A 26598-nucleotide genomic window follows, 5' to 3' on the forward strand; every position below is an offset into this window, starting at 1 on the left:
ATATGAAGGAGTGAGACTATGAGTGAAGAACGTGATATTGAAAAAATCCAAAAATTATTAGCGAAAGGTAAGACAGAAAAGATTGAGAAATATCTTAATGACAAGAATATCGTAGTAGTTAAAGCAGCGATAGCAGCTTTGGGTGAGAGTAAAGATGAAGCCTCAACTAATTTATTAAGCAAATTGATTGATCATCAGGATCCAGAAATTAGAAAAGCAGCAATTGTTGCTTTTGGAAAAGGTAAATCAGGATATGCAAGAACGTTCATTCAACATCTAGTAGCTACGGAAAAGGATGAGCAAGTTAAAGAAGTAGCGATGAAAGTATTGAATGAATTTAAGTAGAGTAACTACGCTTATGATTAATAGACAGATATAGAATTTAATAAGTAGGATAAAACGAGGTTGTTGCAAAATAATAATTTTGCAGCAACCTCGTTTTAATATGACGCAAATTATGTGTGTTATGTTAAGAAAGCTCTGATACGATTTAGTCAGGATATTAGTAGCCAAGCTCTTCGCCAACTAAGACAACAATTAATCGACCTGGTTTATTGGACTTTCTTGTAATTACAGTATTCGAACACATGCAATCTGGAACTAAGCAATCGGTACAACGTCCGAAATCATGGCATGGTGTTTTACGGTTGAGACGGACAGCGTTCGGTGGTGCGGCCATGTTATGTACACGCGCAATTCCAGCTTCCACATCCGGCACAACTTTATTCATACCTGCAACGATGATTACATTACCAGGACCTGTAACAAGACAGGCTACGCGGTTTCCACTACCATCGATGTTAACTAACTGTCCATCTAAGGTAATGGCATTTGTACTCATAAGGAAATAATCAGCAGTAACTGTTTTAGCGTACATTGCCTTTTGTTCCTCAGGAGTAGTTGCAGTTGCACGGTCATATAGTGTATATGGTGCTGTCTTTAGATAATCTAGTAAACCGATTTCTGTGAGGGTTTCGGAACCACCCCAAGAGATTGTAGCATCAGGCGTGAAGAGTGATTTGATACATTCTAAAGCTTCAGCCTTATCATTACAGTAATAACCTTGCATTCCTCGAAGTTTACATTTTTCTAAGATGGATTTTGCTTGGTTTTTATAGAATTCTTTTTTGATATCCAATGTAATGTCCTCCTTTGATGGATAAATTATTATTTATTATAAATTACAGTATACCACAGCCTCGTGATAATGAGGGAAAGATTTTATTTGAAGATAGGCTGTATTTTTATATGTACAATAAGGTATAATACGGTAAGAATATAAATAAGAGGGGATTATTATGGCGAATATATTAATCGTTGATGATGAGGAATCAATTAATGAGTTAGTTAAATTGAATTTGAAATTGGTGGGGCATACTTGTGATCAAGCTTATGACGGACGAGAAGCATTAGATATGGTAACGAAGGGACCCTATGACTTAATTCTTCTAGATGTTATGTTGCCATTCATATCTGGGTTCGATCTAATGAAGAAGATAAAGGAGACACCAGTTATATTCATGACGGCAAAAGATCGTATCGAAGATAAGATTCAAGGGTTGACTTCGGGAGCAGAAGATTACCTAGTGAAGCCATTCGAGATATTAGAATTAATTGCAAGAATCAACATTGTACTTAGACGGACGAAGACGGAGAACACTGTTTTTAAATTGGTTGATATGGAGATGGACAGAGAGGGAAAGGTAGTAAGATATAGGAATAAGGAAATTGATTTGACACCACAGGAGTATTGTCTTTTAGAAGTGTTTGTGATTAATCAAAACTTGGCCTTGTCGAGAGAGAAGTTATTAGAATTAGCATGGGGATATGAATACGAAGGGGATACAAGAACGGTTGATGTACATGTACAGAAGTTACGTAAGAAACTAGGATTAGAGGAGAGAATTAAAACTGTGTACAAGGTTGGGTACCGTCTGGAAGTGTAGGTGAGAGGATGAAGTTTTGGCAGAAAGTATTCCTAAGTGTACTAATATTGTTTGTTGTAGCACTCAATATAGGAATGTTTACGGTTATGCATTTTACATATAAAGAACAATTAAGTAGTGTTAAACAACGTGCTAAGGGAGAGGCATATTTTCTAAGAAACTCCATTAGTAAGGATTTTACGAATCTAGAAGAAACCTCTACCTTAACGAGAGATAAGAAGGAGACTATATATGATTCCTATAAGACATATTATATGGAGCAGAATGTATTCCTAGAGCTATGGAGTGGAAACAGTCTTATTGGAGGGACTTTTGATTTGAATATAGAGTCAAGAGACGAACTTGATACGGTAGACAATGTACAAAATCTTCTTATTCGAGAGGTGGACCAAGAGGAATACTTGTTTCTTGCATGTAACTTGGAGGAACCTTATGAAAACCATATACTGGTTATCGCCTACCCATTAACAGAGCTTACGAATACAAGAAAGCAATTAGTACAGATGGTAATAGCGACTGATATTGCTATAACCATACTATTGTCAGTAATTCTATATCTTATCATACGAAAATTGATGAAACCACTAAAACGTTTATCGGAGGCAACGGGGGAGATTACGCAGGGGAATTATAGTCAAGAGATACATATTCAAAGTCAAGATGAGTTTGGTAGTTTGGCTAAGAAATTTAATACTATGTCAGAGAGAATTAATGAAAATATAAACCTTTTGCAGGAAGAAAGTGATAGGAAGCAACAGCTAATCGATAATATGGCACATGAACTTCGGACGCCATTAACATCGATTTCAGGATATGCAGATTATATGCGTATGGCAGCTTTATCAGAAGAAGAGCGAATACATGCACTGGACTATATCATTGCTGAAACTAAGAGATTGGAGAAATTAAGCAGAACCTTGTTGATGATTGCTGATATCAGAGAAGGTGTATTAACTAAGACGGCTGTTTCCACAGAGCAAATAAAGATTTATATACAGAATCTTTTCCACAATCAATTAAAGGAGAAACAGATTCTGTTAGAGGTGAATTGTGAGATAGAAACCATAGAAGCAAGTGAGGTAATGCTACAGTGTATATTAGGAAACCTAATTGAGAATGCGATACGCGCTTGTGAGGTAGAGGGAAGAATAACAGTAACATTCTATAACCATGAAGGGACTTGTTTCACGGTAGAGGATAATGGAATTGGCATGGAAGCGGAGGAGATTGCTAAGATAATGGAACCTTTTTACCGTGTTGATAATGCCAGAAGCCGTAAGCATGGTGGAGTAGGCTTGGGGGTGACCTTGTGTCATCAAATTGTTAAAGTACATCAAGGAGAGCTTCGCTATGAATCAGAAGTGAATAAGGGGACTAAAGTAATTGTAACATTTACAACTTGATAACATCTTTATGACAGTTCTACAAAAAGTGGACGGTATACTAAGAATAGATTAATGGTGCTAACTTGAGCGGGTAAGATTGACGCCGGCAATCTATAATAAAGATGAGGAGTGAGTATATGAAGAGGAATATGATAGTGACGTTATGTGCCGCAGCTGGAATAGTAGTGATCGGGGTATGTGGACTTGTTATAAGTATGAATATTGATAAACAGGGTCAAAGCAGTAAGGTGGAACAAGTACCGATGAATGTTACTTCATCTAAGGATGAGAATGAAGAAGATACAAAAGTTGAGACTATAGATAAAAACACGAATGGAAATATAGAAGCTACAACATTTTTGTTTGATGCTACAGCAATTATAGTAGAACATGACAGAAACATCAAGGATGAGGGTTTTGAAATATCATTCGAATCTGCGGTTATGATAGGGCTTGAATATATTAGGGATACGTATGGGGGAACATTTGATACCATCGATGTCAAGATGGATACAACTTCAACAAGTGGAATTCTAAGTGGGAGCGTTGCTTGGTATGAAGTTGTAGAGATGGATAACAATAAGCGTTATGAGATTACAATTAACACGCAGACAGGGGAGGTTATGAATGTTCAGGCGTATTATAAGGAAAATGCTTCCGATAATAAATGGGTGAAAGCAGATACTTCGTCAAAGAATAACGAATATAAAGTTGAGAAACTTGATTTAGAAGCGTTTTCGAATATTGAAGTGAATATTGAATATAATGCAGATGTTGAAATTGTAACAGGGGATTCCTATGGAGTAATACTTCATTATTATGGACCTGACTATAGCATTGACTATAGCAACGAAAGTGGAGTACTTCGTATTGCAGATGATGTTACAGATAAGGCGTATGAGATGAGTAACCAGAGGGTGAATAATTATGTGACAATTATTGTTCCAGGAGATACCAACCTTTCTACTGTTGATATTATAGCAACATCAGGGGATATATCACTGAAATCGGTTCAGACAAATGACATAAAAACATTAACTTATAGTGGAGATAGTTCGTTCGTAGACATGATTATAGGTTCAGGAGATTTGCAAACGTATTCAGGAGATATTGATGTGAAAGATCTGCAAAGTAGTACAGTAAAGATGACTTCCATCAGTGGAGATATAACCGTTAAAGGAAAGGTATATGGAAGCAGTACATTTGAAGCAACTTCTGGAGATGTTGTAATAGCATGTAAAGAGCAAGAAAAGAGGTATTCTTACAATCTAAGTACGACCTCTGGCAGCATAGGGGTAAACGGGAAAGTAGTAGAAGACGAGATCGGCGCAGAGAAAAACGTACAGAATAGTAAAGAGAATATAATCAAAGCAACAAGTACGTCAGGGGATATAGATATTGCCTTTGAGAATTAAGTGGGGGTAGAGGATGAAGAAGAGAAGAAGGGGTCTCGTAGTGGCAGTAATTATTGCAATAGTGGGGGTGCTTTTTGGGACAATTATATATATTAGGAGTGACCGAGAAAAACGTAAGGATGGAATACAAACAAGCACAAACGAGATTCAGCTCAAAGGGGAAGCTTTTCCTTGGAATGGTTGTTATCGTATCATTAGAGCAGACAATTCGGATTTGCAACTAAGCTTTGAGAAAGACACACAAACGGTGAAAGCAAGTTCCATGTCAGGCGGATATGCCAATGATATATTATACGATTGGATCTATGACGGTGAAAAGATTACATTTGCAATATTACGTAACGCTTATAATGAAATTTATGTGTTGGAAGAAGTTGAAGAGGGAAATCTATCTGGAACTTGTCAGTACATGTCTAGGGAGACTGCAGTTATACTGGAAAAATACCGTGATACAGCAAATACGAAAGAGCAGAGTAATCAAGATATGAAACGTTCGGGAAAGGAACAAGTAGACTTACTAAATGCCTATTCAGAATATAAAACAGATGAACTCGTGTATGATTATACATATGATTTGAATCAAAAAGAATTATATAGGGATTTTATCAATACCTATGAGCTAGATCGTATAGCAGAAGGAAAATCAGACATCGAATTAATGATGGCACTTATGAATTGGTTATGCGATATTTGTAAGCATGGTTCAACAGCCTATTATGAGTCAAGTTCCATCGATGAAATTGTGACATATGGAAAGGAAAATGGCTTGAACTGTAGATGTCTATCCCTTGTTTTATCCGAGGTTATGCGAATGTATGGAATTAAAGCAAAGGTGATTTGGTGTTATCCTAAGGATGATTATTTTGATGATTGTCATGTAGTGGTGCAAGCATATTCAGAGAAAACGAAGCAGTGGATTATGTTTGATCCAACCTATCGGCTGACACTTCAAACAAAGACAGGAGAGTATATGGACATACAAGGGTTAAGAGAGTGGATTCGCACGTATGGTTACGACTTAGAAGGCATGACTCCAGAATCGTCGTACTATCTTGTTTCTAATGAAGATGCTGGATATACAGGGAATGCCGAGTATGGGTTCAATCTGAAGGACTATGCCAATTACATGGCTAAGAATCTCTTTCGATTAAAATGTTTAAGTAAAAATACTATATTAGGAACAAAATGCTTCCAGAATACCTATACCATTGAGCTTATTCCTACCAACTACAACATAGCGGGGATTGAATTGTTTAAGGCAAATGAGATTGATCTGTCAGGAAAATACGTCTATTCCACTGATGTAGATAAATTCTTTAAACTACCAGAGTAGTAAGAAAAACAGGTTGCGAACCTTGTAAAAAGAAGCTATAATCTATCTTATTGGAAGGAAATCAAAGAGGAGTTGCGAGAATTTGATTTCACCCCATAAGGTAGTGAAGAACGAAGTTCTAGTGTCATATAAGTGAACGAGAGATACTGGCGATATACCTTATGAGGAATCATAAGAAAGTTGGAATTATACATGTCTAAAAGTTTATATATTTCTGAAAAACCAAGCGTTGCGCAGGAGTTTGCGAAAGCACTTAAGTACAACTTTAAGAAACGCGATGGATATATAGAAGCGGATGAGGCCATTGTAACTTGGTGTGTAGGTCACTTGGTTACAATGAGCTATCCCGATGTCTATGATGAAAGTCTTAAGAAATGGTCATTGACTACGTTACCATTTCTTCCAAAAGAATTCTTATATGAAGTCATTCCAGATGTAAGTAAACAATTTAATACGGTGAAAGCTTTACTCAACCGCGAAGATGTTTCTGTAATCTATGTGTGCACTGACTCTGGACGTGAAGGAGAATATATCTACCGTTTAGTGGATCAGTTAGCAGGGGTACCAGAGACGAAAGATAAGCGAAGAGTTTGGATTGACTCACAGACAGAGGACGAAATCTTACGTGGAATACGAGAAGCGAAACCATTATCGGCATATGATCCTATATCAGATGCGGCTTACTTAAGAGCGAAGGAAGACTATTTGATGGGTATTAACTTCTCTCGTGTACTTACGCTTAAGTACGGACAAGCGGTTACAAACTATCTACAAAGCAAATGGACCTCTATCTCCGTAGGGCGCGTTATGACCTGTGTTCTTGGTATGGTTGTAAAGAGAGAACGTGAAATCCGAGCGTTCGTTAAGACACCATTCTACCGTGTGATAGCAGGAATCAATACCTTCGGTAAGGAATTCGATGGGGAATGGAGAGCAGTAGAAGGTTCAAAGTATTTTAACTCTCATCTGTTATATAAGGAAAATGGTTTCAAAGCGAGAGAAAGTGCAGACCAGTTAATAACGGAATTAACAACGGATTTTGACAAGCAAGGTGTAATTGAGAGGCTTGAAAAGAAGAAGGAGAATAAGAATGCTCCACTATTATTCAACTTAGCTGAATTACAAAATGAATGCTCAAAGCTATTCAAAATCAGTCCAGATGAAACGTTGAAGATTGTACAAGAGTTATATGAAAAAAAATTAGTAACTTATCCAAGAACCGATGCCAGAGTTTTGTCTACAGCTGTAGCAAAAGAAATCCATAAGAACATTGGAGGATTACGTAATTACGCTCATGTGGGTGAATTTGCGAATGAAATCCTAGAGAATGGCAGCTATAAGAACATTGCTAAAACAAGATATGTGAATGATAAACAGATTACAGACCATTATGCAATTATCCCAACTGGTCAGGGGTTAGCAGCCCTGAATGCTGTACCTCCAACTGCCAAGAAGGTATATGAAACAATCGCGAGAAGATTCTTAAGTATCTTCTATCCAGCAGCAGTTTATCAAAAAATCAGTCTTATAGTGAAAGTGAAAGAAGAAAGTTTCTTCTCTAATTTTAAGATTCTAGAATCACCAGGGTATCTTAAAGTAACCAATTTGTCTTTCATGACGAAAAAGTCAACACCACAGGCGACTGGATCACAAGCGACGTCTGTGCCAGTAGCAACAGATGAACAAGCAAATGGTGAGAATTGCGATTCTTCAGATAATCAAGAAGATATGTTCGATGCAGAATTCATTAATAATATGAAGACCCTTAAGAAAGGTATGTTACTTAGTATTACTGGATTCAGTGTGAAAGAAGGAGAAACTTCTCCACCGAAACGATATAATTCTGGTTCTATGATTCTTGCGATGGAGAATGCAGGACAGTTAATCGAAGATGAGGAATTACGCTCTCAGATAAAAGGTAGTGGTATTGGTACAAGTGCGACACGTGCAGAAATCTTGAATAAATTGATTAAGATTACATATCTGAGTCTGAATAAGAAAACACAGATTGTAACACCAACACTTCTTGGAGAGATGATTTATGACGTGGTAAATGCTTCGATTCGTTCTCTACTAAACCCAGAACTAACTGCAAGTTGGGAGAAGGGGTTAACGTATGTTGCAGATGGAGACATCACAAGTGAAGAATATATGGTTAAGTTAGAGAATTTCGTAGCGAAGATGACGAACGGAGTTAAGGGACTTAACAATCAATATGCGCTTCGCCAGTTTTTTGATGAGGCAGCGAAGAATTATAAAAGTAAGTAGGTACTAAGGCAAAACTCCAATTATATTTTCATGACTTCTTACCTAACGCACTATGACACAAAACACGTTACGCACTTAAGTACTTCTATGTGTGTACACTACATTCATCAATTGATACGGAATCGCCTTCAATTCGGCATCCTGCCTCAGTTCAGGCTGGTTCGGCCTCCGTGCCTCACCTTCCTTGTCTTCTGAGTACACACTAAGAAGTACTTTAAGTGCTACACTATCGTTTTTTAGTCATAGTGAGTTAGGCAAGAAGTATTATTTACATTTTGTGAGTTTTGCTTTGCTACTTTATTGAATTGAAACAAAGTTATTAAAATAATAAATAATAGTCATAATCTGCAAGCTTGTACTATATATTGATTAGAGTGAAAAGGAGTGTAGAAGTATATGGAAGAATTAATGATTAGTAATTTGTATGATATGAGTCAAACAATAGCCCTTAAAGTGTTCGAAGGCTGTACTTATCCATGGGAGGTACTTCCGAAGATTGGTGCATTTATATTAGAATTAGGTGAGTCTTTATCACAAGAGGAATACGAAAAAGTGGGTGAGAATGTTTGGATTGCAAAATCCGCAAAAGTAGCACCGACAGCATATATTAACGGCCCAGCAATTATCGGTAAGGATGCAGAAGTTCGACACTGTGCATTCATTCGTGGGAATGCAATTGTAGGGGAAGGAGCTGTTGTAGGGAACTCGACAGAACTTAAGAACGTAATCCTCTTTAATAAGGTACAAGTTCCACATTATAATTACGTAGGCGATTCCATTCTTGGTTACCGTGCACATATGGGGGCAGGTTCCATTACATCAAATGTAAAGTCTGATAAGACCTTAGTAGAGATTACAAGTAACGGTAAAAGAATGAAGACAAGTCTTAAGAAAATGGGCGCAATGTTAGGGGATAATGTTGAAGTTGGTTGCAACAGTGTCTTGAATCCTGGTACAGTAATTGGAAGAGAAGCTAATATTTATCCGTTGTCCATGGTGCGTGGTTATGTTGAAGCAAAATCTATTTACAAAAAAGCTGGGGAAATTGTGTCAAAAAATTAACAATAAAGTCATTGGTTTCTGTAGAAACTAATGAAATTTTAAGAAATTTTATCAAAAAGTATGGACTAATCGCGAGTTTTGTGCGAAAATGTGAGAAGGTGCGATGTGAGGTCAGGTAGGAAACAGCAATGTTTTTGATCCTGAGATTTGAGCTGTGCTCAATTTTCCTTATTGTTCAAAGAAGCCAATTTCTTTTAACAATGTAGGCCAATATAATCGCCATGAACATAGCCATATAGGTAATTGGTATTCTAAAATGGATATTGAAAGGAGTTTCAACATGATTTATTCACATGAAGTAGAACAAATGTGTCCAGTAGCACAAGGCGTTAACCACGGTGCTGCTCCAATCCCAGAAGAAGCAAAATGGGTAAAAGCTAAAGAAATCTCTGATATTTCTGGTTTAACTCACGGTATCGGTTGGTGTGCACCACAACAAGGTACTTGTAAATTAACTCTTAACGTAAAAGAAGGTATTATTCAAGAAGCTTTAGTAGAAACAATTGGATGTTCAGGTATGACTCATTCAGCTGCTATGGCATCTGAAATCTTACCAGGAAGAACTATTCTTGAAGCATTAAACACAGACTTAGTTTGTGATGCAATTAATACAGCAATGAGAGAATTATTCTTACAAATCGTTTACGGAAGAACTCAAAGTGCGTTCTCTGAAGACGGTCTTCCAATCGGTGCTGGTCTTGAAGACTTAGGAAAAGGTCTAAGATCAATGGTTGGTACTATGTATGGAACTCTTGCAAAAGGACCTCGTTACCTTGAAATGACTGAAGGATACGTAACTGGAATCGCTTTAGATGAAGAAAATCAAATTATCGGTTACCAATTCGTTAACTTTGGTAAGATGATGGATTTCATCAAAGCTGGTGATGACGCTAACACAGCATTCGAAAAATCTAAAGGCCAATATGGTAGAGTAGAAGATGCTGTTAAGATTATCGATCCAAGACACGAATAATAGAGGAGGTAACTAGAAATGGCTTTATTTGAATCATATGAAAGAAGAATAGATAAAATCAATGCAGTACTTAATTCATACGGTATTGCATCTATCGAAGAAGCAGAAAAGATTACGAAAGATGCTGGACTTGACGTATATAATCAAGTTAAAGCAATCCAACCAATCTGTTTCGAAAACGCTAGCTGGGCTTACATTGTAGGTGCTGCTATCGCAATTAAAAAAGGATGTAGAAGAGCTGCTGACGCTGCTGCAGCAATCGGTGAAGGTCTTCAAGCATTCTGTATTCCAGGTTCTGTTGCTGACCAACGTAAAGTAGGTTTAGGACATGGTAACTTAGGAAAGATGCTTCTTGAAGAAGAAACGGATTGTTTCGCTTTCTTAGCTGGTCATGAATCATTCGCAGCTGCTGAAGGTGCAATCGGAATCGCTGAAAAAGCAAACAAAGTTCGTAAAAAACCATTAAGAGTAATCTTAAACGGTCTTGGAAAAGATGCTGCTCAAATCATCGCAAGAATCAACGGGTTTACATACGTTGAAACTGAGATGGATTACTATACAGGCGAAGTTAAAGAAGTTTTCAGAAAAGCTTACTCAACTGGCCTTAGAGCAAAAGTTAACTGCTATGGTGCAAACGACGTAACTGAAGGTGTAGCTATCATGCACAAAGAAGGCGTTGATGTATCAATCACAGGTAACTCAACTAACCCAACTAGATTCCAACATCCAGTTGCTGGTACTTACAAAAAAGAATGTATCGAACAAGGTAAGAAATACTTCTCAGTAGCATCAGGTGGTGGTACTGGTAGAACTCTTCACCCAGATAACATGGGTGCTGGCCCAGCTTCATATGGTATGACTGATACTATGGGACGTATGCACTCTGACGCTCAATTCGCTGGTTCTTCTTCAGTTCCTGCTCACGTTGAGATGATGGGTCTTATCGGTGCTGGTAACAACCCAATGGTTGGTATGACAGTTGCTGTTGCTGTTTCTATTCAAGAAGCAGCTGACGCTGGTAAATTCTAAGGATTTTACATGATTTGTGATAAGATAAATTATCATGGAAAAGTATAAAAAAAAATGGTTTGTCACCCTGCTGTCACCCGCAATTTAAAGTGGGTGACAAACAATGGGTGACAAACCATTTTTAAAATATATTCTCTATAATATCTAAGGACTGTATTTGCATTTTTTCTGTAAGTTCAGCATAGATCTCTAAAGTCACTTTAATATCTTTATGACCCAAGCGAAATTGAATGTCTTTTGGATTAGCTCCAGCCTCAACTAATTTGGTAACATGAGTATGTCTCAAAGAGTGATAATCAAAATCTATAATGTTAAGATCATAATGTATAACACGACTACAGTGTTGCATTACTCTTGGCTGAATATAAGTCCCATCATCACGTCTGTTAACAAGTTCGATTTCTGTACAAGTATCATCAATTTTATCTGTAATAAGTTCTCTATTTGAATTTTCATAATAATGAGTATAATGTTCTTCGTAAAGATCCTTTGCCTTGCTTTGACGAAGCTTTGTTTTCTGTAATAACGCTAGTAGGGTTTTATCAATCTTAATTTTACGATATGAATCGTATTTTGGTGGAGTAAATCCCCATATTTTGTTATTGTTTTGAACTTGTTTATTAATAACTATAGTAGCATTATCAAAGTCTACATCATCCCAGGTTATAGCAAATGCTTCACCTAATCGCATACCGCATCTATAAGCTAATTGTAAAGGAATGTGACAAGTATGACCTTCAGGAAAACGATTAAAAATGATATCTAGTTCTTCTTTTGTGAATGATCTACGTTTTTTGGTCCGAGTAGCGGTAGAAGGTGTGGCACGTTTAAGTGGTAATTTTACATAGAGCATAGGATTAGCTTGAATAAATCGTAAGGGTTCAACAGCATAACCAATACTACCAGATAGGATACCTTTCAATGCTGATAATGTATTTCGACTGAAACCTTCATTAAATTTGAGATTGATAAATTCTTGCAACGTTGCAGCAGTTAATGATCTTAACTTGTATTTTCCTAATGCAGGCCTTATATAAAGACGAATTTTTTTTACATACCCTTCATAGGTAGTAGTCTTAAGATTAACTTTACAATAATTTTCTAACCAATAGTCGAGATAATCACTATATGACAATTCACTTGGTACAAAATGTAAACCTGAGTTATTATATTCATTAAGAGCTTTAACACCTGCTTCGAGAGCTGTCTTCTTAGTATCGAATCCACCTTTACTAATACGCTTACGTTTACCGTCCACTTTGGCACCTTCAAAATAGTACTCCCACTTAGCACCACGTTTACGACAATTAATATCAGCCATATGATCACTTCCTTAATATTTTATTTGACGAAGTTATATCAAAGGTGATACAATGACCTTGCAACGGACGTATCAGCAATGATATGTTATAAGCCTTGGTGTATTCCAGGGCTTTTATTCGTTAAGACAATATATAACATAATAAATAACAGTAAGTCAAGATAAGAAAGAATATAAAAATTAAAATCTTTATTAAAGTGTAGGTTTTTTATTGAACTTTATTACATTGTAGCATATAATGAATGTAAGATTATGTATGTAAAGTATATAAATGGTTATATTTTAAATATGTTATATCTATAAAATATCTGTTTATTACAAATTAGTAATTATTAAAAATATTATATTCACAAATGTGAAGAAAAAGAAAATTTATTAATAAGGGATAAGATACTGAATGAATAAAAATGAAGATAAACTTGTAAGATTATTCCCAAAATACTTTGAATTATTTCAATTGCCAGATGGTGCAAAAGATGAAGAAATAAAAGTATTTAGAGCGTGTAAAACATGGAAGTGTGATAGAGAATCATTTACTCCAAGTTTTGAAGAAATGGGTTGTGATATTAAATTATGTAAGGATCCTACGGATCCAGGAGAATATTCTTTATCTACATATGAAAAATCAAAAGATATTAAAAGATTTGTAAATCTAAATTCGAACTATGGAAAACCTTATAAAATAGCAGTTGGTATTACTAAAAAAGAATGTGGTAAAGTACAAAGAACAAAAGAACGAATTAAGAAAAAAAATTCTCATGTTGATTGGTGGCTTTATGAGGATGCAAAACCATGTGAGAATTTTAAAATGATTGAAGACTTTCAGGCTTTTTTAGAGGAAGAAAGGGCGAATAGGGGTGTATAATATGGAAAAATTTATGAAAATTAATGAGATAGGAGATTTATGGGTAGATAAAGTCTTTTTTGAATGTAATTATCCTATGCTGTTTACATGTTTGAATGAAGATAAGGAAATGTTTTTATGTACCTGTTGTCAAGCAAATAGAAATGGAAAGAAGTGGTTATTGACAAAAACCACACCACAAATAGTAATCGGAATATTAAAAGATATGATTACATTACGTGATGCATTTGTGAAAAATCTGGATAGTCAAATTAGTGTTCTTTTATATAATGGGGAATACATAGTCACTGAACATAATACTGAGGATTGGGATTATGAAACTAGCATATATCTTCCTGATAAAGATGAATATTTAGAAGCTGATGAAGGCGAATTTGATGAAGAAATAGCATATTATGAATCAATGAAGGATTATTCTTATAACGAAATTAAAACTAAAAAAGTATCAGTTCGCGATATTGAACCAAAATTACAAATAGGAGAAGAAATCAAAGAGCATTTTGATGAATTATGTGCGACTGAAGAGAGAAATTTTAAAGTCTCTACTTATGAGGTAGGAGAAATTACTTGTAAAAGCATAAAATTTAATGTTGATAAATTAGCAGAAGCATTAATTAATTCTTATTACAACTATTTGGAAAATACAGGAAATACAGTGGAGGATAAAAGTAAAAATTTAATTGAAGATTATTTTATAGAAATAACTACTAATGATGATTTACAAAATTGTGCTGCAGCATAAGGGAGGAATTTATGGATAATATTGAAAGTGTTTTAGTACTTAAAAAACTTGTATTTGATAATATATCTTTTAATAGAATTGATTTTAAAAGTGATAAAGATATAACATTTAATTTTGAAATACAGTATGGAAAGAATAAATCAGTAGAAAATGAAAATAGTGATGCTTATAGAGTTACTTTAAAATCAACAGGCTGTAAAGAAGGAGAGTATACGATTTCAATAAGTATTTCAGGCTTTTTTTCATTCAAAATCGATGAGGAAATACCTGAAGAAGTAAAAGAAGCATTAATATCTAAGAATGCGGTAACAATACTTATGCCATATTTAAGAAGTCAAATATCATTATTAACAGCACAACCTGGTGTAGATAGTGTTGTACTTCCACCATTGAACATCAATAAGTTATTAGAAGAACAATAAAGGAAATCTATAATAAAGGCTAGAACACAACTAAGTGCTCTAGCCTGTATTAATATTGTTTTAGTTTATGCACTTTCGGATTCAATAATAGAAAGTGTTTGGTGATATTCCTTTGCAACTGGTATTCTAGTAAATTCAACAGTATTATTATAATTTGCTTTAACTATATCTTCAATCTCATCAATAGAAACTTTAAAGAATTCTTTTCTAAGATTTACCCTATTAACACTTTGTTGCTCAAAATGTTTATGTAATGCATTTTCGAGTTCTGGAGCATTTTCCGAGAAGATCATTGCATGTACGTCAAATTCGAAAGGTACTGATGCGCTGCTCAATTCTTTTATTCTATCCATAGGTTCTAATCGACGTGTCATTCCAATCTTATAAACATCTTCACCAAATGAACCGATATTCGAGATTACATATACAAAGCCAGCACGCGCATTTGCCTCACGTTCTAATACCATTTCTTTTTCTTGCTCTAATTCTTTAAGCTTTTCTTCAAGATCCTTAATTTTATCAACATATAATTGCTTTTCAATATCATTCTGAGATTTTTGTAAGTATGTCATTAATTTTGTGATTTCATTAGAAAACTGAGTTTGATCCTTTTCTATTTTTGCCTTTTGCTTCTCGATCTCACGCCTTACCTTTTCTTCTTCCACCATTTGTTCCTTAATGGCTTTTTGTTGTTCTCTTTCCTGTTCTTTTTTCAATTCGTAAGTATACACTAAGTTCAACTCATCAAGTTTATATTCTAATACTTTTCTTGAAAGCTGGACACCATCGACCATGAAAATTTTATTTAGAGATTCATAACACTTACTGATTTTATTTCGCATTGCATCAATATTTTTAGTTGAGATATTGATAAGTATATTATCACATTCTGAATTTAAACATCTTATAATTTGTTTAATGTTGTTGTTTATCTCTTGCTTTGAACCTGATGAAGAGATCATTACATATTCATCTGATTTTAGCAGTTCTTGTTCTTCTGATTTTAATATAGATAATTTGTTTTTGCATTCTTCGGAAGTAATTCCATCATAATCAGAAATATTATAATGTTCAATTAAAAGAGATGTGTTAAGTGAATCCTTTTCTTCTTGCAACTTATTAAATTCTTGCATTAACTCACTTTTTTGTTTAGTTACTTCATCGGTATAAGATTTGAATTCTTTATTTATTTGTTCTTTTCTCTCGTATAATTCTTTTGATAATTTAGTGCAATTATCGTCATATTCTTTGGACTTTACGTTAATCATTGTTCCTAATTCTACAATTTTACTATCTAATGAATCTATGCGCCCATAACGTTCGTTCAGCTCCTTCTTCTCTAGATAGTGCATAACTAGTAATACCAGTGCTACAATTACAGGGATAACAAGAAAACTAAGAGTTGAAAGTAAGCATATAAACCAAGTTTCTAAATACCATTTTTGTTTCATAACAAAGCCTCCTAAAATGTGTAATAACAATATTTTACACATATTTAATACTAATAGCAATAAAATATCGTAAATAAAATAATTTTAACCAATTGTGTCGTTCTACATACCAAACGTGTAGAGTTTCCCATCGGAAACCCTTTTAATTATAAAATGAACTTGATATTTGAGAACTATCTACCCATAATACAAAAAAGTGTATGGAGGGGGATAGATTGCAAATATACTTAAGAGAAAAACGATTAGAAAGGGGAATGAGCATGAAGGAGTTAGCTAAGAGATCAGGGATATCAAAAGGGACAATAAGTAAAATAGAAAACAAAGAAATGACTCCAGGATTAAATATTGTAGCAAAATTGTGCTTGGCTATGAAACTAGAAATAAATGAATTAGTGGATATACATAAATAAGTGTATCGACATTAGTATTAACTAGGTCCCAACTAATATAAGAGGGTAATATTGAAATGGAGGCTTTTATGCTAGAGAAATACATGAACAAAATTGAAGACAAACTGAATAATACACTTGTACTCGAGGATAAGAGAAAAAAGATTATTAATTGTGTAGCGTTACTAGAGGATGAACGTAAATTAGATATAATACATAAATTCATAGCGAGGATATTATAAAAAATAGCGGTGCCTAGTCAGCATCGCTATTTTTCTGTGAAGGTATGTAAGTTTCACACTGCTTAAAATCTTCGTATAACTTAATAAAAAATTCATCTGGTAGATTAGCAAAGGCTTTGAAAAAAGCTTTTTTTGGTGTCATTTCTTCATCCTTTAGCATATCCCCGATGAAGCCTGCAAGGAACTCATCATCTGTGACTTGGTTAAATATAGGTTCATTACCATTGTATAACCAGTCAGGATTAACATTGAACTCCTTACAAATAAGTTTATATAGAGGTTCTTTTTGTTCGGGTTTTGCCAAGACATTGCGTTCTAGATTATTAATAACAGATCTACTAACTCCAAGAAGTTCACCAAATTTCTCTTGTGTTAATTTTAATTCGTTCTTTCTTAGATGTCGTATTCGCTCATGTAATTCCATAAATTCACCTCCTAAGATAGCATAAAACAAATTAATGAATTAGTCAAGTCAAAAATATTGAATAAAGACTTGACAAAGTCATTTTGTAATAGTAAAATGACACTATCAAGTCAATTAGAAAAGGGAAGTGATTATATGAGTACATTAATGCTAGAAGAAAAAATGAAGTTCTTAGAACACGCATCGCAAGTATGGGACATGCTTGGAGAACGTGAAAAAGGAAGACTTGAAGGAAAACTGGAAGCATATAGAGAAGCAGCTAATGAAAAAAAGTCTGCATAATAAGGGAGGTTGATATAAATGAGAGCATAGACCGATAGAGCAGCAGGGGAGGTGATGGATTTGAAGAAAGACTTCAACCAGGAATATAAATTAGTACTTGAAAATGGGACACAAGCAATAATGAAAGTTAATATAAGCGTTACTGATTATAGTAAAGCTGATTTTGGAAAACTCATGTCCCAGATAGCAAGTACAAGTAGACAAGCTTATCTTACAATAGCAAAAGAGCTAAAAGAATGCTCTGAGTAAATCGGGTACTCCATTATATGTATCATAAACAATTTTACTTATTGTATAGGTGCCATTAGATGAAACGAGAATGTCACCTTTTATAATATCATCTGTTACATGAAAAGATATGTAATGATATTGTTCGTCAATAAGCCCATTGTATGTTAATCCACTACGATTAACAGTGTATTGCAATAAATCAAAAGAAAAGTCAGAGAAAAATACTTTGGAAGATACGGGTAATTCGGACATAATTAGAACTCCTTTCAGATGTATTTCAGCTTGATGGAGCTGATACCATACATTATAGAAGGAAATACAAAATATTACAAGAAAGAGGTGATAAAGTTGGTATTACAAGAGAAAGATGTTATTAAAAAGGATAATACTGAGGTGAAATTAGAAAAACGCCATAAAGGAAGGTCCATATATACAATAGAAAGAAAAATGCATCTTAAAGGAGATTCAAAATTAAAGGTCTCAGTTTCTATTGAAAGAAACCGAGACAATCCACTACTAGTATTGCACTTGATTAAAAAGATGATGAATGAAATTTTAATGAATTAGTAATATGCATTTAGGGCATATGGTTCTTTACCAAAATATTCAACACTAGTATTAAGGACTGAATATTTTTTACCAGATGGGTGGATTAGAATATCACCAGTTTTAATATCTGATGTAGGTAAGAAACTTACGTAATGATCTTCATATTGATCAACACCAGTAACATCAAAAATTAAAGTGTTATTTCTTTCAATAGAGAAGGTTAATCCTTCCATTGGAAAAAAGTCGTTAATTGATGGCATAAACAAGCTCCTTTCATATGTATTTCAGCTTAGCAGAGTTGATACATATATTATAGGGGGGTATACAAAATATTACAAGAAAGAGGTGATAAAGTGGACGAGTTAGTTACTATACCGACAATATCGAAAATACTAGGTTGTAATCAACATATGGTAGGAAAACTTATGGATGCAGAATTGATACAACCACTTAAATTTGGAAACTGTCGTAAAGCTAGAAGAAGAGCAGTAGATGAATTTATGATAAATTACGAAGGCTTTGATTTATCAGATCCATTTAATGTAGTACCAATAACACAAGCAGCAATAGAAAAAGAATTAAGAAAAAAAATTAAGGAAGTAGCAGTGTAATAGAAGTTAATAAAATATTGCATCAGGACTGTAGAAAGTGAGAAGAAGTAAAAGTGGCACGAAGAACAATCTATAACGTATGTCCAAGATGTGGAGCGAATCTAGACCCTGGAGAAAGCTGTACATGTGAAGATCATAAGGAAAGAAGTGAAGAATTTAGTAGTCTATACTTTGAACAATGGGAGCAGATGAAATTAGACTTAAGGAGTAGAGAAGATGGCTAGAGCGGTTAAACCTACATATAAACAGAAAGTTATAATGAACAATCAGAATCTAAAAGTAAAGGATTGGCTAGTAAGTATAGAAACAGAAATAGAACTTAAACTAGTAAACAAAGCATCAGGAAAAACAAGAACATTAAAAAAGCTCGCTAAGGCGGGAACCAAAAGCGAGCAAATAAAAAAACTAAGATAGCTATAGTATAGCAGAAAGTATGAGGGATAGCAATATGAAATCAACAGGAATAGTTAGAAGACTTGATGAGTTAGGAAGAATAACACTTCCAATCGAACTTAGAAGAACTCTAGGAGTAAGCGAAAGAGATCCGCTAGAAATCTTCGTTGAAGAAGACAGAATCATTCTTCAAAAATATGAGCCAACTGATATCTTCACTGGAGATAAAAACGAGTTATTTGATTTTTACGGAAAAAAAGTTTCTAGAGAGTCAATTAGCCAGCTTGCGAAGATAGCAGGAATTATTGAATAACTTATTACATAAAAATTGCAGATTATAACGGGGCACGTAACTAACAATTACGTGGTCCGTAATATTTGAACTTTTTTTGAGGAAAATGGAGGTATGATCCATGAAATCAGTAATATTTTGCAGATTTAAGTTGGAAAAATACTTAAAATACATGGGTTGGAAAAAGGTTCCGTTAGCACACTGGGCAGCAGATAAAAATGAAAGAGAAGTGCATTGGGACGGAAGACATTGGATAATAGATGGTTACATAGTAGAAGACGATTGGATAGGAGAATAGCAAGATACATGATATTTACAAAGTAGAAGAAAGATGGTTATAAAAGATACAAATAAAATAGGACTAATTACTACTAATAATTAGTCCAGATGTCATATTTACGAGCATTAACTCACAAGAATAGTGTAACGTACATATGGCAAAAAGTCAAGAGAAATAGGGGGATTAGACCCCTTACAGACTTGATAAAAGTATTAACTATTCGATAACCAAGAGGGTAATGATATGCCATATGTATTTGAGATATATAGAGCAGGAAATACATTAGAGTTTAGTAAACACTATAGTAGCAGATGGAATAAAAAGGGGGTAAAAAGAAGTAAAAGAAAAATATCAACAAAAGAGGAACAAAGAGAAGTCAATAAAAGACAAGCAGAGAAAACATTACGTCTGTTACTCAATGAAAACTTTATGCCTTCGGATATACACCTTGTACTAGATTACAATTTAAGTAATAGACCAGAATCAAGGGAAGATATGAGAGCCGATGCAGATGATTTTTTAAAAGGTATGAGGAAACTATATAAAAGTAATAGAGAAGTATTTAAGTACATACATGTTATGGAAAAGGGAAAAAAGGGAGCATTACATCATCACTTGGTTATTAACATGCCTAAGAGTTTAGGGATGAGAGAAATAATAAACTGTTGGAAGGGAAAGGGGAGAACACATTTTAATCCTCTTGATGAGACTGGACAATATAAAAAGTTAGCCTCATATTTGATTAAATACAGTGATGGTATGTTAAGAGATCCAGAAGCATTACAAGGTAGAAGATGGAACAGTAGCCATAACCTTAGAAAACCAAAACTTGTGATGAAAAAAGTAATCAAGGATAAAGGTTGGTATCAGAAAGTAGCATATGTACCAAAGAAAATGGAAAGAGATTGGTACTTAGATAAAGAATCAGTTAGAGAAGGAATTCACGAAAAAACACAATATGCATTCTTTACATATACATTGATAAAGACAAATCAGACATGGAAAGAAACTGAACTTCAGTGGAGTGATGAAGAAATAGAAAGTATTTTTAACTAGTAGAGTTTGTGTACAAGATGTGGATAGATTGTGGATAAGTAGAAGGAAGTTGAATAAATGAAGAGTATAGATATTTATATTGACTTGGATTATAAGGGAAGATTCGATAGTGGAGAGGGAAGGTATTCTATTGTTTTGGAGATGGTTGTAGGAGATGAGCCAAAAACAAGAGAACACTTCGGAGGATTTAAAGAAACTACTAATAATAGAATAGCTTTACTAGCGTGTATAGATGCACTAAAGAGGGTGTTTGAGCCTTGCGATATAACACTACATATTAATTCGCCATATATGGCGAGGACAAATAGGCAATTAAAGACATGGCTACAACAGTCATTAGATAAAAGAAAAAACGGTGACTTACTTAGAAAGTATGCGGATTTGATAGAACAACATGAGATAGAAGTAGTACATGAGAAAATAAATGCTTATACAGGTGCAATGGTTATTCAAAGGCAACAGGCAAAGTATGAATTAGTAATGGATTTTAAAGCAGAAGATGAAATAAAGGAGAACGAAGATGGATAGCATCATGCAAACAAAGAAAGAGTGCTTTATTTGTGAGTATAAAAACAACCTAGAAAGCCATCACATATTCGGTGGTACAGCTAATCGAAAAAAGTCTGAAAAGCATGGTCTTAAGGTATGGTTATGTTATGAACATCATAGAGGTAATGACGGTGTACACCTAAATAGAATGGTTGATCTAACTTTAAAGGCAGCAGGACAGAAGAAATTTGAAGAAGAACATACCAGGGAAGAGTTTAGAGCAGAATTTGGTAAGTCATGGCTATAAAGCCTATAAAATCTAAGTGAGAGACGAAAAGGAGACGTTTATGAGAAATATCGCAATTATTAATTTAAAAGGTGGAGTAGCAAAGACTACGACAGCCATAAACATGAGCATAATTCTAAGTGATCTACATAATAAGAGAGTGTTATTAGTAGACAATGACATACAGGCAAATGCAAGCAAATTCTTCAATCTACATGATTATGATCAAGAGAGCATTGAGAATGTATTTCGAAATGATGAAATTAAAACTAAGGAGTTAATAAGAAAGACAAATCATAAGAATCTAGACATAATTACAGCAAACATGAATCTTGATAATGCAGTTACAGAACTTATGCGAGAAGAAGGTGACCAGATCGGTAAGCTTAAGAATGCATTAAAAGAGGTTGAGAATGATTATGACTATTGCTTAATTGACTGTCCACCTAGCATCGCTATGAATGTACTTAATGCGATTGTGGCAGCAGATGATATTATTATTCCGATTAAGTTAGATAAGCACGCATTAGACGGTATGGAAGAGTTAACAGATGTAATTAATGAATTAGTCACATACAACAGAAATTTAGAAAACATTATGTGTCTTCCAGTAATGACAATGAAGGAAGATTTCGTACTAGCAGGAGAAAGTTTACTAAGGCAAAGTGAATATAGAGTATTTGATACAAATATAAGGTATTCACTTAAAGCGACTGGAGGGACATATCAAACTGGAATTGGCATTACTGAATATAGTCCTAGATGTGGCACAGCAAAAGACTATAAGAAGTTGGTAAGGGAGTACTTGAAGCTTGTAAAGGACGGTGAATGATTATGCCAAGGATAGGAATAGGCAGTAAGCTGAATAATGCGAGCAAGATGGCAGCAGTAGATACTAGCGAATACATAAAAGTAAGACTAGATCCTAAGAAACTGGTACCAAGCGAAAAGAATTTTTATAGTATGCAGAATATAGAGGAACTAGCAGACAATATGCTAATAGTCGGTCAGCTACAAGAGATTGTTGTAGGTCGTGTAAATGGAGTAGATAAGATAATTGTAGGGCATAGGAGAACACTGGCAGCAGTTCTTAACCAAGATCGTGGACAAGCAGAATTTGATTTTGTTGATTGCAAGATGAAAGAGATGAATGAAACGATGTTTATGTTAACGCTTCTATCAGCAAATGCATTCAATCGCAAGTTAAGTGATTGGGAGCTGATAGAACAAGCTAGACTATTTAAGGATTATCTTATTCAAGCAAAAGAAGAAGGAATGACAATACCAGGCAAGATGCGAGATTACATAGCAAGTGCCATGGGAGTTAGTAATGGTAAGATGGGACAGATAGAAAAAATTAATAATAGTTTATGTGAAGAAGGTAAAGAAGCATTAAGAAAAGGGGACATGTCATTTGACAAGGCATATAACACAGCAAGACTACCTGAACAGGAACAGATGGCTGTAGTAGAAGATAAGAAACTTCTAAGTAAAGATGTTAAAGCAATTGTTGAATCTAAGTACAAGGAAAGCGAGCAAGAAAGGCAAGAACAACAAGAGGAAATAGATTCTACAAATATCAGTGAGGTAGAAGAAAAAGTATGTGAAGGAAATTGTTTCTTCTGTGAGATAGATCAATGTAATAGTAAGCAGGAAAAAAGATATTACTGTATGTTTGATTCGGAAAAGAGATGTTCAATTTATGGAGCTAGAAAGGTTGCAATAGAGACATTGAGAATCAAGTGTGAAAGCACATGTTGTATGAACTGTAAGCTTGAATGTGAAGCAAGATGTAATCATTCTCAACATAACATGGTGTCAGATTCTGACACCGAAGAAGTTAAGGAAGTAGTACATGAGATTAAGATAGCAAATTGTTATTTTGAAGATGTTAAGAACGAAATTAAGAGGTTTGAACTGAGAAAGAATGATCGTAATTACAAAGTAGGGGACAGGCTTAAAATGATGGAATTCAAAGACGGAGAGTACACAGGAAGAGTTATTAATGCTGTAGTAACATTCATTCTAAAGGATTATGAAGGAATTAAGGAAGGTTATTGTATTCTATCAGTCAAGTTACTTTAGGTATCCACCCTTTGGTCGGGGTTGATGATATATCACAATGGCATAATACAATCTACAATCCAGGGCAGCAGTTGCTGCTTCTGGAGAAAGGAGTGCAAATGAACAAGTACAGAGTATATTGCAATGATAAAGTGATAGGAGAAGATCTAAAAGCTATTGAAGTAGAAAAACTGACAGGAATTAAAAGCAAAAACGTAAGATTCTATGCAGAAATGGGACAACTTAAGAAAAATAAATACAGGGTAGAATGTGATGATATTACACAGAATCAAATAGATAGGTATGAGGAATGTTGTAGAGCAGCAGAACTATTGAAAACTGGTGATGCAGTTATTAAGACTGTTAGAATAAAAGGAAATTTACATAAAAGGACTGTGAGAGTATGAATATAAAGGATTACATGAATGGGCAGAATGCAGGTATGGACTATGCTTGCAAAATTGCAAAAGAAAAGGGAACAGATGCATTGGTAGAAGAGTGTAAGTTCAGAAAAAAGACAGGTATACCAATAACAGTAGAACGAAAGAAATGTGATGAGGCGATAGAAAGAATTAAGATGAATACGATTGATACAATTAGAATTCTTTCGTTGTGTGTGTTGAGAGATGAATTTGGATTTGGGAAGGATAGATTAAAAAGATTTGCGGAGAGATTTGAAAAGAAAACGGATTGCTTAGTTGATGAGTTTGTGAACTGGGAAGATATAATTGAGAACATTAAGGAGGAAACAGGATTAGAAGAATCAATAAGAAAGAATGAGGTGAAATAGATGGTAACACCAGAGGGAATAAAAGCAATGCGAAAGAGAAAGAAAATTATAAGCTTTATAATCGAGTACACACAACAACATGGTTATAGACCTAGTGAGAGAGAGATTGCAGAGAATATAGGATTGCAATCAATGAATAGTGTTAGAAAACATATTGAAGTATTAAAGAGACAGGGAGCGCTTAAGTATGACGATGCTTAGCCTGGAGTGATGAGTGATAAGCGAGCATGGCAGCAGAATAGGAGGAGAACCCGTATGAAGATAACATATGAAGTAGAGATAAATGAAGAAATAGTAGGTGGGTTAGACGTGATTAGAAAAAGTATTAATGAGATGATTGAACAACAATTTGGATTCGAGGTATCAGACAGTAAAATAGTAACACCATATGAAGAAGATGAGGAGTGATTGACAATGAAAAAAAGAACATGGGAACAGTTTAGAGAATCAGGAATGTTATGGTGGATTAATATGATCTTACATACATTTGGTTGGGCAATAGCAGTCGAGGTGGACGAAAATGGGAAAACAAAGGACTGTTATCCTGCAAGAGTTAAATTAAGAGGATTTACAGACAGAATTAATTCAGAGGGTTATGAAAAGGTAGCAAATTATATAAAAGACAATGCCGAAGACATATATCTCGAAGCAGCAGAGAAATAAAGGTTTAACGAACGAAAGGAAGGTATAGTATGAAAGTAATAAAAGCAATACTTAACACAAAAGGATTAGAGGAAAGCTTTGGAGATATTACACAAGAAGAAAAGCAACTGTATAAAGCTACCTTTGATTTTATTGACGGAAAAGAAGCTCTAGTAGGAGATTGGGAACAAGAAACTAATGAATACAGCATGATAGGACTAATCAATCAAATTGAGAATAAGGAATTTTGGTGGTTGGTAGAACAAGATCCTTTTGTCAGCACATACGAAAGCAGAGAAGAATTTGATAAAGATTGGGAGAAAGAAGAATATGAAGGACCAGGTTGCTCGATTATGCTACCAACTAATGCAGTTAAAATAATCGAAGAGTTAAAAGGAGCAAATAAGGTTTAGGGAAGGAAGGACAGAGAAAATGTTAAGACCAAAAGTAAGTATGAAAGAGTTTGAGAAGTTTGGTTTTAAAAAATGCAAGGGAGTGGCAAAAGATAGCGAGTGTTACTATTTATGTATTTCCAGAGGTTGCAAAATGCTTTTTGTTAGTCCAGTGATTTTTTGCGTAAACGATTGGAACAATGATGATATAAGAATACATAAAGATGCAAATTGCAGATACAGAGATCAAAGAACGTATTTAGATATAATATATGATTTGATTAAAGCTGATATGTTGGAAAGCAGTATATCATAGTTGCGGTAGGACTGGCTTGACCGCTACCGTAACGTTTTGCCAACGATGGCAAGATGTATCAGGAAGGAGTTAAGTATGAAAGAGCAAAAGTTGTACGTATGTGATTATTGTGGAACACAATATAAAGATAAAAATGATTGTAAAGGATGCGAAGATGGGCACAAAATACCTGTTGCAATAGATACTGCATCATGGGTATCTATAAAACAAAACGGAAGCGGCTATCCAACAAAAGTCCATGTAGCAATGAGTAACGGAGAAACAATAACTTATAACAGGTAATTGATAGTTTATACAACCAATGTACATGGACAATTAAATATTGAAAGTTGGTAATAAATGGAGTATATTCTATCTATGGAGGTGAAAAATAATGGATGTTGCAATAAATATTACTCTTGACTATATATATCAAGCATTAAGAAATGCAAACTATATTTTATTGGGAATATTAATAGTTTACATAATTAATACTATATTCAAAATATATACTTATTTCAAAAATAAATAGGATCCTTCAAAACTACCAACTATCAGTATTTAGTTGGTAGTTTTTTGTTACTGTAAATTGATATTTGATTTATAAATGCCGATATAAAGAGGTTCTATTTTCTATAAATAAATAAGGCTGTCCAATTTATAGACAGCCTAATATTAT

The 26598-nt window shown here is 34.4% G+C and carries 41 protein-coding genes; 35 read left to right on the top strand and 6 right to left on the bottom strand.

Features of this window, described 5'->3' with window-relative positions:
* Positions 1-18 precede the first annotated feature (18 nt).
* Positions 19-345, top strand: a complete 327-nt coding sequence (locus BUB90_RS15940; protein ID WP_073289432.1) for a HEAT repeat domain-containing protein — start codon at positions 19-21, stop codon at positions 343-345.
* A 157-nt stretch (positions 346-502) separates the two neighbouring features.
* Here the strand turns inward: BUB90_RS15940 and BUB90_RS15945 are convergent, their stop codons facing one another.
* Entirely contained in the window at positions 503-1138 is a 636-nt protein-coding gene (locus BUB90_RS15945) for a lactate utilization protein (protein WP_073289433.1), read from the bottom strand.
* Between the two features lie 160 nt (positions 1139-1298).
* Here BUB90_RS15945 and BUB90_RS15950 point away from each other — a divergent pair, with 160 nt between their 5' ends.
* The 8 genes from BUB90_RS15950 to BUB90_RS15985 all read left to right on the top strand — a co-directional run bounded on the left by BUB90_RS15950 (position 1299) and on the right by BUB90_RS15985 (position 11411).
* Positions 1299-1946, top strand: a complete 648-nt coding sequence (locus tag BUB90_RS15950) for a response regulator transcription factor (RefSeq protein WP_073289434.1) — start codon at positions 1299-1301, stop codon at positions 1944-1946.
* 8 nt (positions 1947-1954) lie between these two features.
* Positions 1955-3349 carry a sensor histidine kinase gene (locus tag BUB90_RS15955; protein ID WP_073289435.1) on the top strand — a complete coding sequence of 465 codons (1395 nt, stop codon included), beginning with the start codon at positions 1955-1957 and terminating at the stop codon, positions 3347-3349.
* Positions 3350-3468: 119 nt separating this feature from the next.
* Positions 3469-4746, top strand: coding sequence for a DUF4097 family beta strand repeat-containing protein (locus tag BUB90_RS15960; protein WP_073289436.1), 1278 nt, complete (start codon positions 3469-3471; stop codon positions 4744-4746).
* A 13-nt stretch (positions 4747-4759) separates the two neighbouring features.
* On the top strand, positions 4760-6079 hold the full coding sequence (locus tag BUB90_RS15965; protein ID WP_073289437.1) for a transglutaminase-like domain-containing protein: 1320 nt from the start codon (positions 4760-4762) through the stop codon (positions 6077-6079).
* Between the two features lie 192 nt (positions 6080-6271).
* Positions 6272-8347 (top strand): DNA topoisomerase, encoded by a 2076-nt coding sequence (locus BUB90_RS15970; RefSeq protein ID WP_073289438.1) that lies wholly within the window; start codon positions 6272-6274, stop codon positions 8345-8347.
* Positions 8348-8743: 396 nt separating this feature from the next.
* Positions 8744-9409 (top strand): acyltransferase, encoded by a 666-nt coding sequence (locus BUB90_RS15975; RefSeq protein ID WP_073289439.1) that lies wholly within the window; start codon positions 8744-8746, stop codon positions 9407-9409.
* A 280-nt stretch (positions 9410-9689) separates the two neighbouring features.
* The gene (locus BUB90_RS15980; RefSeq protein WP_073289440.1) at positions 9690-10382 is read left to right on the top strand and encodes an iron-sulfur cluster assembly scaffold protein; all 693 of its coding nucleotides are present in this window, start codon (positions 9690-9692) and stop codon (positions 10380-10382) included.
* An 18-nt stretch (positions 10383-10400) separates the two neighbouring features.
* On the top strand, positions 10401-11411 hold the full coding sequence (locus tag BUB90_RS15985; RefSeq protein ID WP_073289441.1) for a GGGtGRT protein: 1011 nt from the start codon (positions 10401-10403) through the stop codon (positions 11409-11411).
* A 121-nt stretch (positions 11412-11532) separates the two neighbouring features.
* On the opposite strand, the gene BUB90_RS15990 is transcribed toward BUB90_RS15985, so the two are convergent.
* A complete protein-coding gene (locus tag BUB90_RS15990) occupies positions 11533-12732 on the bottom strand; it encodes a site-specific integrase (protein ID WP_073289442.1) in 1200 nt (399 codons plus the stop codon).
* Positions 12733-13129: 397 nt separating this feature from the next.
* Between BUB90_RS15990 and BUB90_RS15995 the strand changes: the two genes are divergently transcribed.
* The 3 genes from BUB90_RS15995 to BUB90_RS16005 are packed head-to-tail and all read left to right on the top strand — an operon-like array spanning position 13130 to position 14761.
* Entirely contained in the window at positions 13130-13597 is a 468-nt protein-coding gene (locus BUB90_RS15995; protein WP_073289443.1) for a hypothetical protein, read from the top strand.
* A gap of 1 nt (position 13598) precedes the next feature.
* The gene (locus BUB90_RS16000; RefSeq protein WP_073289444.1) at positions 13599-14339 is read left to right on the top strand and encodes a hypothetical protein; all 741 of its coding nucleotides are present in this window, start codon (positions 13599-13601) and stop codon (positions 14337-14339) included.
* Between the two features lie 11 nt (positions 14340-14350).
* Positions 14351-14761: a protein-export chaperone SecB gene (locus BUB90_RS16005; RefSeq protein ID WP_073289445.1), complete on the top strand. Its 411-nt coding sequence runs from the start codon at positions 14351-14353 to the stop codon at positions 14759-14761.
* A 65-nt stretch (positions 14762-14826) separates the two neighbouring features.
* Here BUB90_RS16005 and BUB90_RS16010 read toward each other — a convergent pair whose 3' ends face one another.
* Positions 14827-16212 carry a DUF4041 domain-containing protein gene (locus BUB90_RS16010; RefSeq protein WP_073289446.1) on the bottom strand — a complete coding sequence of 462 codons (1386 nt, stop codon included), beginning with the start codon at positions 16210-16212 and terminating at the stop codon, positions 14827-14829.
* A 215-nt stretch (positions 16213-16427) separates the two neighbouring features.
* Between BUB90_RS16010 and BUB90_RS16015 the strand changes: the two genes are divergently transcribed.
* Positions 16428-16622: a helix-turn-helix domain-containing protein gene (locus BUB90_RS16015; protein ID WP_073289447.1), complete on the top strand. Its 195-nt coding sequence runs from the start codon at positions 16428-16430 to the stop codon at positions 16620-16622.
* Between the two features lie 68 nt (positions 16623-16690).
* Positions 16691-16843: a hypothetical protein gene (locus BUB90_RS23575; RefSeq protein WP_170865513.1), complete on the top strand. Its 153-nt coding sequence runs from the start codon at positions 16691-16693 to the stop codon at positions 16841-16843.
* Between the two features lie 13 nt (positions 16844-16856).
* On the opposite strand, the gene BUB90_RS16020 is transcribed toward BUB90_RS23575, so the two are convergent.
* Positions 16857-17267 carry a helix-turn-helix domain-containing protein gene (locus tag BUB90_RS16020; RefSeq protein WP_073289448.1) on the bottom strand — a complete coding sequence of 137 codons (411 nt, stop codon included), beginning with the start codon at positions 17265-17267 and terminating at the stop codon, positions 16857-16859.
* A 135-nt stretch (positions 17268-17402) separates the two neighbouring features.
* On the opposite strand from BUB90_RS16020, the gene BUB90_RS23580 reads away from it, so the two are divergent.
* Together BUB90_RS23580 and BUB90_RS16025 are read left to right on the top strand one after the other, a co-directional pair.
* Positions 17403-17549 carry a hypothetical protein gene (locus tag BUB90_RS23580; RefSeq protein ID WP_170865514.1) on the top strand — a complete coding sequence of 49 codons (147 nt, stop codon included), beginning with the start codon at positions 17403-17405 and terminating at the stop codon, positions 17547-17549.
* 60 nt (positions 17550-17609) lie between these two features.
* Positions 17610-17798: a hypothetical protein gene (locus tag BUB90_RS16025; protein ID WP_139241786.1), complete on the top strand. Its 189-nt coding sequence runs from the start codon at positions 17610-17612 to the stop codon at positions 17796-17798.
* On the opposite strand, the gene BUB90_RS16030 is transcribed toward BUB90_RS16025, so the two are convergent.
* A complete protein-coding gene (locus tag BUB90_RS16030) occupies positions 17778-18032 on the bottom strand; it encodes a hypothetical protein (RefSeq protein WP_073289450.1) in 255 nt (84 codons plus the stop codon). The genes BUB90_RS16025 and BUB90_RS16030 overlap by 21 nt on opposite strands.
* A 96-nt stretch (positions 18033-18128) precedes the next feature.
* On the opposite strand from BUB90_RS16030, the gene BUB90_RS16035 reads away from it, so the two are divergent.
* Positions 18129-18347 (top strand): hypothetical protein, encoded by a 219-nt coding sequence (locus BUB90_RS16035; RefSeq protein ID WP_073289451.1) that lies wholly within the window; start codon positions 18129-18131, stop codon positions 18345-18347.
* Here BUB90_RS16035 and BUB90_RS16040 read toward each other — a convergent pair.
* Entirely contained in the window at positions 18344-18589 is a 246-nt protein-coding gene (locus BUB90_RS16040; protein WP_073289452.1) for a hypothetical protein, read from the bottom strand. The two genes, BUB90_RS16035 and BUB90_RS16040, sit on opposite strands and share 4 nt — an antisense overlap.
* Before the next feature lie 93 nt (positions 18590-18682).
* On the opposite strand from BUB90_RS16040, the gene BUB90_RS16045 reads away from it, so the two are divergent.
* The 18 genes from BUB90_RS16045 to BUB90_RS16115 all read left to right on the top strand — a co-directional run bounded on the left by BUB90_RS16045 (position 18683) and on the right by BUB90_RS16115 (position 26222).
* Positions 18683-18940 (top strand): hypothetical protein, encoded by a 258-nt coding sequence (locus BUB90_RS16045; protein ID WP_084139316.1) that lies wholly within the window; start codon positions 18683-18685, stop codon positions 18938-18940.
* Positions 18941-18993: 53 nt separating this feature from the next.
* Complete coding sequence (locus tag BUB90_RS23585; protein ID WP_170865515.1) at positions 18994-19164, top strand: hypothetical protein; 171 nt, start codon at positions 18994-18996, stop codon at positions 19162-19164.
* Complete coding sequence (locus BUB90_RS16050) at positions 19157-19354, top strand: DUF6906 family protein (RefSeq protein ID WP_073289454.1); 198 nt, start codon at positions 19157-19159, stop codon at positions 19352-19354. The genes BUB90_RS23585 and BUB90_RS16050 overlap by 8 nt, the downstream gene beginning before the upstream one ends.
* A gap of 34 nt (positions 19355-19388) precedes the next feature.
* Entirely contained in the window at positions 19389-19646 is a 258-nt protein-coding gene (locus tag BUB90_RS16055; RefSeq protein WP_073289455.1) for an AbrB/MazE/SpoVT family DNA-binding domain-containing protein, read from the top strand.
* A gap of 100 nt (positions 19647-19746) precedes the next feature.
* Positions 19747-19923: a hypothetical protein gene (locus BUB90_RS23590; protein WP_170865516.1), complete on the top strand. Its 177-nt coding sequence runs from the start codon at positions 19747-19749 to the stop codon at positions 19921-19923.
* 225 nt (positions 19924-20148) lie between these two features.
* On the top strand, positions 20149-20961 hold the full coding sequence (locus BUB90_RS16060) for a rolling circle replication-associated protein (RefSeq protein ID WP_073289456.1): 813 nt from the start codon (positions 20149-20151) through the stop codon (positions 20959-20961).
* Between the two features lie 57 nt (positions 20962-21018).
* Positions 21019-21489 (top strand): RNase H family protein, encoded by a 471-nt coding sequence (locus tag BUB90_RS16065; protein WP_073289457.1) that lies wholly within the window; start codon positions 21019-21021, stop codon positions 21487-21489.
* On the top strand, positions 21482-21757 hold the full coding sequence (locus tag BUB90_RS16070) for a hypothetical protein (RefSeq protein WP_073289458.1): 276 nt from the start codon (positions 21482-21484) through the stop codon (positions 21755-21757). Before BUB90_RS16065 ends, BUB90_RS16070 begins: the two co-directional genes overlap by 8 nt.
* Positions 21758-21797: 40 nt before the next feature.
* Complete coding sequence (locus tag BUB90_RS16075) at positions 21798-22568, top strand: ParA family protein (protein WP_073289459.1); 771 nt, start codon at positions 21798-21800, stop codon at positions 22566-22568.
* A gap of 2 nt (positions 22569-22570) precedes the next feature.
* On the top strand, positions 22571-23821 hold the full coding sequence (locus BUB90_RS16080) for a ParB/RepB/Spo0J family partition protein (RefSeq protein WP_170865517.1): 1251 nt from the start codon (positions 22571-22573) through the stop codon (positions 23819-23821).
* 98 nt (positions 23822-23919) lie between these two features.
* Positions 23920-24207 (top strand): hypothetical protein, encoded by a 288-nt coding sequence (locus BUB90_RS16085; protein ID WP_139241787.1) that lies wholly within the window; start codon positions 23920-23922, stop codon positions 24205-24207.
* Positions 24204-24590, top strand: a complete 387-nt coding sequence (locus BUB90_RS16090; RefSeq protein WP_073289462.1) for a hypothetical protein — start codon at positions 24204-24206, stop codon at positions 24588-24590. Before BUB90_RS16085 ends, BUB90_RS16090 begins: the two co-directional genes overlap by 4 nt.
* A complete protein-coding gene (locus BUB90_RS16095; protein WP_073289463.1) occupies positions 24591-24791 on the top strand; it encodes a LexA family protein in 201 nt (66 codons plus the stop codon).
* A 54-nt stretch (positions 24792-24845) separates the two neighbouring features.
* Positions 24846-24998 (top strand): hypothetical protein, encoded by a 153-nt coding sequence (locus BUB90_RS23595; protein WP_170865518.1) that lies wholly within the window; start codon positions 24846-24848, stop codon positions 24996-24998.
* Between the two features lie 6 nt (positions 24999-25004).
* Entirely contained in the window at positions 25005-25253 is a 249-nt protein-coding gene (locus tag BUB90_RS16100; protein WP_073289464.1) for a hypothetical protein, read from the top strand.
* 29 nt (positions 25254-25282) lie between these two features.
* A complete protein-coding gene (locus BUB90_RS16105; protein WP_073289465.1) occupies positions 25283-25645 on the top strand; it encodes a hypothetical protein in 363 nt (120 codons plus the stop codon).
* Between the two features lie 19 nt (positions 25646-25664).
* A complete protein-coding gene (locus tag BUB90_RS16110) occupies positions 25665-25940 on the top strand; it encodes a hypothetical protein (RefSeq protein WP_073289466.1) in 276 nt (91 codons plus the stop codon).
* Positions 25941-26015: 75 nt separating this feature from the next.
* Entirely contained in the window at positions 26016-26222 is a 207-nt protein-coding gene (locus tag BUB90_RS16115) for a hypothetical protein (RefSeq protein WP_073289467.1), read from the top strand.
* The last annotated feature ends 376 nt before the right edge of the window (positions 26223-26598 follow it).

The sequence above is a fragment of the Anaerosporobacter mobilis DSM 15930 genome, assembly GCF_900142955.1.
Classification (GTDB): domain Bacteria; phylum Bacillota; class Clostridia; order Lachnospirales; family Lachnospiraceae; genus Anaerosporobacter; species Anaerosporobacter mobilis.